This window comes from Hyalangium sp. (genome assembly GCF_035629615.1).
Taxonomy (GTDB): domain Bacteria; phylum Myxococcota; class Myxococcia; order Myxococcales; family Myxococcaceae; genus Hyalangium.
Genome location: NZ_DASPHO010000377.1, coordinates 1 through 6,672, shown reverse-complemented (window position 1 = coordinate 6,672; position 6,672 = coordinate 1). Strand labels below are relative to the sequence as shown.

General features: G+C 67.6%; 8 protein-coding genes. 1 reads left to right on the top strand and 7 read right to left on the bottom strand.

Annotated elements, in window-relative coordinates; translation table 11 throughout:
* On the top strand, window positions 1-719 hold a 719-nt coding region (locus tag VD972_RS19285), incomplete at its 5' end, for an Ig-like domain-containing protein (protein WP_324989081.1).
* Between the two features lie 24 nt (window positions 720-743).
* On the opposite strand, the gene VD972_RS19280 is transcribed toward VD972_RS19285, so the two are convergent.
* The 7 genes from VD972_RS19280 to VD972_RS19250 form a co-directional block, all read right to left on the bottom strand.
* Complete coding sequence (locus VD972_RS19280; protein WP_324989079.1) at window positions 744-1,571, bottom strand: 3-keto-5-aminohexanoate cleavage protein; 828 nt, start codon at window positions 1,569-1,571, stop codon at window positions 744-746.
* 18 nt (window positions 1,572-1,589) lie between these two features.
* Window positions 1,590-1,952, bottom strand: coding sequence for a hotdog fold domain-containing protein (locus VD972_RS19275; protein WP_324989083.1), 363 nt, complete (start codon window positions 1,950-1,952; stop codon window positions 1,590-1,592).
* A 26-nt stretch (window positions 1,953-1,978) separates the two neighbouring features.
* Entirely contained in the window at window positions 1,979-2,764 is a 786-nt protein-coding gene (locus VD972_RS19270) for an OAM dimerization domain-containing protein (protein ID WP_324989077.1), read from the bottom strand.
* A 7-nt stretch (window positions 2,765-2,771) separates the two neighbouring features.
* Window positions 2,772-3,257, bottom strand: coding sequence for a hypothetical protein (locus VD972_RS19265; RefSeq protein WP_324989075.1), 486 nt, complete (start codon window positions 3,255-3,257; stop codon window positions 2,772-2,774).
* A complete protein-coding gene (locus VD972_RS19260) occupies window positions 3,254-4,810 on the bottom strand; it encodes a lysine 5,6-aminomutase subunit alpha (protein WP_324989073.1) in 1,557 nt (518 codons plus the stop codon). The genes VD972_RS19265 and VD972_RS19260 overlap by 4 nt, the downstream gene beginning before the upstream one ends.
* A 186-nt stretch (window positions 4,811-4,996) precedes the next feature.
* Window positions 4,997-6,028 (bottom strand): L-erythro-3,5-diaminohexanoate dehydrogenase, encoded by a 1,032-nt coding sequence (locus VD972_RS19255; RefSeq protein WP_324989071.1) that lies wholly within the window; start codon window positions 6,026-6,028, stop codon window positions 4,997-4,999.
* A gap of 5 nt (window positions 6,029-6,033) precedes the next feature.
* The coding region (locus VD972_RS19250) for an alpha/beta hydrolase-fold protein (RefSeq protein ID WP_324989069.1) at window positions 6,034-6,672 on the bottom strand (639 nt) is incomplete at its 5' end.

The window sequence follows — 6,672 nt, the reverse complement described above, 5'->3', positions numbered from 1 at the left end:
CCTTCACCTTCCGCGCCAGTGACGGCACCGTGGACTCCAACGTCGCCACCGTCTCCCTCACCGTCACGTCCGTGAATGGCGTGCCGCTCGCGCAGTCCAGGTCGGCGGACGTGAACGAGGATGCCTCGGTGGCGGTGACGTTGGTGGCCACGGACTCGGATGGGGACACCCTCACCTTCACGGTGGTGTCCGGGCCGGCGCACGGCACGCTCTCTGGCACGGCCCCTCACCTCACCTACGCGCCTGCCCCCAACTTCCACGGGAGCGACTCCTTCACCTTCCGCGCCAGTGACGGCACAGCGGACTCCAGCGTCGCCCCTGTCACCCTCACGGTTGCGCCGGTGAACGACGCTCCCCAGGCGCAGGAGACCTTGGTAACGACTCCGCAGAACACCCCTGTGCAGGTGGTGCTCGCGGGCACGGACGTGGATGGCGACACGTTGAGCTACCTGGAGACCCAGCCGAGCCATGGAATGCTCTCGGGCACCCCGCCGAACCTCACCTACACCCCCGCGGATGGCTACGCGGGCGAGGACTCGTTCACCTACCGAGTCAGCGATGGGACAGCGGCCTCCGAGTCCACGACCGTGTCCATCACCGTGACTCCAAGCGGTGGATGCGGCGGGTGCGCTTCGACGAATGGAGGCGCGTGGCTGCCCTGGGCCCTGGCCCTGCTCGGCATCACCCTCACGCGCCGAGGCCGAATCCAGTACGGCTGAGCGCCTTCCAGGGTGCCGCTGACCTCAGGTGAGGCGCAAGAGCTTCCGCGCCTCTTCCGGAGTGGCCAGCGTGCGCCCCTTCGCCTTCGCCCGCTTCGCCGCCTCGGCCACCAGCTCCCAGTTGCCCTTGGCCAGCACGCCCTTGGACACGTAGACGTTGTCCTCAAGCCCCACCCGCGCGTTGCCTCCGCGCTCGGCCGCGTGCTCCACGAACGGAAGCTGGTGCCGCCCGACCCCGGCCACCGTCCACGTGCTGCCCTCGGGCAGCGACTTGATCATGAACTCCAAGGCGTCCACCCGCGCCGTCAGCGCCCCCGGCACCCCGAGCACGAAGTCATAGTGCGCCGGCAGATCAACGAGCCCCTCCTTCGCCAGGATGCTGGCCTCATCGATCATCCCCACGTCGAAGCACTCGATCTCCGGCTTGAGGCCCAGCGCTCGGATCCGCTTCGCGATGTCCCGCACCAGCGGCCGAGGGTTCCAGAACACGTCCTGGCCGAAGTTCACCGTCCCCGTCGTCAGCGTGGCCATGTCGGGCCGATCCGAGCCCGTCAGCGTCAGCGGCCCGCAGCGCTCGTCCACGCTCATGCCTACCGCGCCGCCCGTGGACGTCTGGATGAGGACGTCCGTCCGCTTCCGGATCGCCCGAATCGCCGCGCGGAACAGCTCCGCGTCCTGAGACGGCTTGCCGTCCGGAGTGCGCACGTGCAGGTGGACCATCGCCGCGCCGGCCTCGCGGCACCTCACCGCGTCCTCGGCGATCTCCTCCGCGGTGATGGGCAGGTACGGCGTCTGCTCGCGCGTGGTCTCCGCACCGACCATCGCGGCGGTGATGACCATGGGCATGCTCATGAGGGCCCCCTTCCTGGGTTAGCGCTGGATGCGCTGCTTGTCCTTGGGAACGACACAGGTGCCCGAAGCACGGCACACCACCACCGGCTCCTGCAACAGGTCCGCCGCCGAATCGTTCACGTCCGTGCGCGGCTTGATGACCTTGCGTGCCTCGAAGCGCATCTTGCGTGACGTATTGCCAACGCTGACGATCTCGCCCTCCGCCTCGATGAAGTCCCCCGCGTACACCGGCGCCAGGAACTCCACCGCGTCGTACGCCCGGAACAGGCCCTCGTCCCCGTCGTGGCGGATGCACAGCTCCGTGGCCACGTCCCCGAACAGCCCCAGCATCCGCGCCCCGTCCACCAGGTTGCCGCCGTAGTGCGCGTCATGGCTGCTCATGCGCAGCCGGATGATGGCCTTGGTGCTCACGTGGGCTCTCCCTGGTAGTGCGCGTTCGGATCTTCCTTGCCCAGCTTCTTGAGCAGCGCGTGGACGACGTAGTTGGCCACGTCCGAGGGCTTGGTGCCCGGGCCGAAGCCCGCGTCGAAGCCCAGCTCCAGCGCCAGCTTGTGGTCCACCCGCGGCCCGCCGAGCAGCAGGAGCGTCTTGCCGTGGATGCCCCGGGCCTTGGCCGCCTCGATGAACTGGCGCGAGTTGTCCTTGTGCACGTCACGCTGGGTGACGACCTGGCTCACCAGGATGGCGTCCGCGTTCTTCGCCAGGGCCTGGGTGATGAGATCCTCATTGGGGACCTGGCTGCCCAGGTTGTACGCCTCGAACCAGGGGTAGCGCTCCAGGCCGTAGTCGCCCGCATAGCCCTTCATGTTGAGGATGGCGTCGATGCCCACCGTGTGCGTGTCCGTGCCGGTGCACGCGCCGAACACGACGATCCGCCGCCCGAGCTTCTCCTGGATGAAGGCGTTGAGATCGTCAAACCCCATCTTCTTGATGACGATCTCGGGGACGTCGATCTCCGCGTAGTCGATGTACATGCCGGAGCGGGCGTACACGATGAAGAAGGTGTAGTTGTCCGCGGCGCGCTCGGCGGCGGCCACCTTCACGTCGGAGAAGCCCATCTTCTTCACGTACTGGGCGGCGGCCTCCTTGGCCTTCTCCGACAGCGGCACCGGGAACGTGAACGAGAGCTGCACCACGCCATCGTCCCGGCGATCACCGTAGGGGCGGATGATCTGCTTGGTCGGCTTCACCATGAGGCGCTCACTTCCCCTTTGCGTAGCTGACGCTCTGGGCGATCTTCCCCGCCAGCGGCTCGAAGCGGTCCTTCTTCTTGTCGTTCATGGAGAAGATGAGGGACCACGTCGTCTTCCCGTTGCAGCCCACGTAGTGCATGGAGCGCACCTTCTCCGAGCCCTCCTCGTTGGCGTCGTCCACGCTCACCTTCCTGGCCGCGGGGTTGAGGCCCAGGCTCACCTTCTCCCAGCCCTCGCTGCCGCCCATGGCGGTGAGGATCTTCTCCAGGCAGACCTTGGCCTGCATGCCCTGCGTCTGCACGGCGCCCACGTCCAGCGTGAAGAAGGCGTCTCCGGAGGGGGCCTTGAACTTCTCGGTGCCCTCCTGAACGGTGCGCTCCCAGGCGGCAGGCACCTGGATCGTCAGCGTCTTCGCCTCGTGCTTCGCCAGCGCATCCGCCGAGCCGCCACTGCTTGCAGCCAGCGCCACCGTCATCACCAAGGAACCGATCATGAGTGCGTGCCCTCCAAGATTTCCAAGAACGGATTGAAGTAGTCCGGCGCCTTCTCCAGCACGCCATCCAGGCCCTTGCCGCCCGTCTCCGAGCGCTTCACGTCGCCGAAGCGGCCCTTGCCGATGGCTGCCACCATGCCTTCCTTGTGGCACTCCTCCAGCAGCTCCATGGCCTTGCCGAAGACTTCGCGGGCGCGGGCGGCGATCTTGCCGTCCTCGCGCACGGTGAACTCCTCGTCGATGCCCCGGGCGGCGCGGTGGAGGTACGCGGCCGACTTCAGCGCGACGAACCGGTCCGCCAGGAGCGGCGTGTGCATGGCCTCGGTCATCATCCCCAGCAGCTGGATGCCCTGCCGCGTCCAGACGGCCACGAGGTCCGCCATCACGTCGTACGCGTGGCTGAAGAAGATGTCCGTCTCCTTGTGCTTGGTGGGCGGCATGTACTTCAGCGGGGCGTCGGGGAAGCAGCGCCGCACCAGCATGGCCTGGGACAGTTCCAGCAGCAGCGTGTCCGGGCGGTGCGGATCGATCTCGTAGGAGTGGCCGATGCCCAGCTGCCAGTCCTTCAGCCCCGCGCGCTTGGCGAAGCTCTCGTTGATGAACTGGCTGGCGATGACGGTGTGGGCCGCGTCGTAGGCGTCCGCGGTGGTGATGTAGTTGTCCTCGCCGGTGTTGATGATGATGCCGGCCATGGCGCAGATGCGGCGGCTGAAGTACTGATCGATGAACGTCCGCCGCATGTTGATGTCGCGGAAGAGGATGCCGTACATCGCGTCATTGAGGAGCATGTCCAGCTTCTCGTAGGCCGCGCAGAAGGCGATCTCGGACATGGCCAGGCCGGACGAGTAGTTGGTGAGCTGGATGTAGCGCTTGAGCTTGCGGCTCTCCTCATCCAGGGCCTCCCGCATGATGCGGAAGTTCTCCTGGGTGGCGTAGGTGCCGCCGTAGCCCTCGGTGGTGGCGCCGTGGGGCACATAGTCCAGCAGCGACTGGGCGGTGGAGCGGATGACGGCGATCACGTCCGCGCCCGCCTGGGCCGCCGCGCGCGCCTGGTCCACGTCGTCATAGATGTTGCCGGTGGCGACGATGACGTACTTGTGCGGCGGCGGGGACATGGGGAACTGCTGGCGGAGCGCGTTGCGCTGGGAGATGCGCGTCTGGAGATCCTCCCGCGCGGCGCGGGCCTCGGAGCGCACCTCGGCGCGCAGGTTCTGCTCCATCTCCGGCGACAGGGGGCCCAGCTTCTCGGTGGGCAGGGCGGTGAGGCGCTCCACGGCCTCCAGGGGGCTCTTGGCGCCCAGCTGGAGGGCGCGGCCATACCAGTAGGCAGCGCCCCGGTTGAGCACCCCGGCCGCCTTGAGCTTGTCCACCATCAGGTTGGCCAGCGGCACCCCCCGAGTCCCGGCGCCCGAGATCCCGAAGAAGCGCAGCACCGTGCGCTCAATGGACACGGTGGTGTTGCGACGGATGAGGTCGAAGATCGGGTTGACGATCTCCTCGGCCAGCTTGCGCGCGTGCGCAATCTGCTCGTCTTGGATGAACGGTCCCGGCATGGGGCCACCTTACCCCTAAACGGGCAGAAATGTTGAACTTTTCTACCTGAACAGCTGACGGAATGCCCCCCTCTCTCCACGAGACTTCGCGGCTGCGGCGCACGGCACGAACCTGTCTGACAAGCAGTCAGGTTCTGGGAGGCCGCGTTCGGAGGGCTCCGCTCGGAACCTGAACCTGCTCCTGCCTCAGACGTACCGCGTCTCGAAGAGCTTGCGCAGGGCGGGCTCGGAGCGCAGCAGGTCCAGCGTCAGGTCCGCGTGGCCGGGCGCATAGCCGTTGCCCACCAGCATCGTGACGTCCTTGCCCACGCCCTCCGCGCCCAGTGCCGCCGCGGTGAAGCTGGTGGCCATGGAGAAGAAGATGACCGTGCCCCCGTCCTTCACCGACAGGATCGACGCCATCTCCGTGTTGCCCACCGAGGCGCAGTTGACGACGAGATCGCACAGCGCGCCGCCCGTCGCCTGGGACACCGCCTCCATCACGTCCACGGCCTGCGTGGCGTCCACCTTCAGTGCCGTGTCGCACAGGCCGATGCCGGACAGCGCAGCCAGCGCCTTCTCGGAGATGTCGAGCGCCAGCACCTTGCCCTTCCCCTTCAGGTCCCGCCGCGCCTGGGCCAGACACAGCGCCCCGCTCTTCCCCGCCCCCAGCACCGCCACCGTCATCCCGGGTTTCACGTACCGGGCCACCAGCGCCGGAGCCCCACACACGTCCAGCGCCGCCAGGGCCAGCGTGTCCGGCATGTCCGATGGCAGCTTCGCGTAGATGCCCGAGGCGAACAGGATCGCGTGGCCTCGGATGTCCACCCGATCGATCTCCGCGTGCACGGCTTTGATCTCCTCGATCACCAGCGGCGTCAGCGAGAGGCTCACCAGCGTGGCGATGCGGTCCCCGGGCTTCAGCGTCTGGCGCGCCGGGTGCTTCGGGCCGATCTCCTTCACCCGCCCCAGCAGCATGCCGCCCGAGCCCGTGACGGGGTTCTGCATCTTCCCGCGCTCGCGGACGATCTCCTGGATGCGCGCGGCGATGCGCGCGGGCTCTCCGCCCACGTCATCCTTGATCTGCTTGAAGGACGCCGCGTCGATGTTCAGGCTCTCCACATCGATGAGCAGCTCCGCCTCGCGGCACGGCAGGGACGGCTCCAGCTTGCGCGCCCGCTGCGGCAGCACGCCCTTCTCGCCGACGACGCGGGACAGGCCATAGGGATCGGGGATCATTCACGTCACTCCCGCGCCATGCGCGGCACCAGGAACCCGAGCGAGCGCTCGAAGCGGTAAGCAATCCCCGAGTGAGAGTCCTCGAACTCCTCGTGGGACAGCTCCACGCCGCTGGCCTTGAACTCCTCGGCCAGCATGCGCGTCCCCCAGCGCAGGTTGTACTCATCCCGCGTACCGCAATCGAGGAACACCGACTTCACCTTGCGGAACGCGTCCAGGAACTTCGGCACGAAGCGCACCGGATCGTGCACCAGCCACCGGTTCCACACGTCCACCTTCAGCCGGGCCGTCTGCAGATCAAACGGGAGCTCGATGTTGAGCGGCTCGCCCTTCTTCGGTGAGTACGCCGCCGCCATCGCCAGCACGTTGATCACCGTGAAGTCCTCACCGCGCGGCTTCGTCTCCCGCGTGCGCTTCTTGAAGTCCTGGTACCAGGCCTCCACCCCGCCCGCCTTGAGGAACGCCCCCGCCGCCTTGGGCAGATCCGGCAGATAGCAGTACTCGAAGTAGCAGTCCCCCGCGTGGCTGCCGAGGTGGCTGAACAGCTCCGGATGGTAGCGCCCCATCACCAGCGCCCCGTAGCCGCCCGAGCTGTGCCCCACCACCGCACGCGACACCGCCTTGGGCAGCGTCCGGTACGTGCG

What these genes read in the sequence shown, in the direction of transcription:
- VD972_RS19280 (WP_324989079.1), bottom strand. Translation starts at nt 1,571, where the DNA reads ATGAGCATGCCCATGGTCATCACCGCCGCGATGGTCGGTGCGGAGACC.
- VD972_RS19275 (WP_324989083.1), bottom strand. Translation starts at nt 1,952, where the DNA reads ATGAGCAGCCATGACGCGCACTACGGCGGCAACCTGGTGGACGGGGCG.
- VD972_RS19270 (WP_324989077.1), bottom strand. Translation starts at nt 2,764, where the DNA reads ATGGTGAAGCCGACCAAGCAGATCATCCGCCCCTACGGTGATCGCCGG.
- VD972_RS19265 (WP_324989075.1), bottom strand. Translation starts at nt 3,257, where the DNA reads ATGATCGGTTCCTTGGTGATGACGGTGGCGCTGGCTGCAAGCAGTGGC.
- VD972_RS19260 (WP_324989073.1), bottom strand. Translation starts at nt 4,810, where the DNA reads ATGCCGGGACCGTTCATCCAAGACGAGCAGATTGCGCACGCGCGCAAG.
- VD972_RS19255 (WP_324989071.1), bottom strand. Translation starts at nt 6,028, where the DNA reads ATGATCCCCGATCCCTATGGCCTGTCCCGCGTCGTCGGCGAGAAGGGC.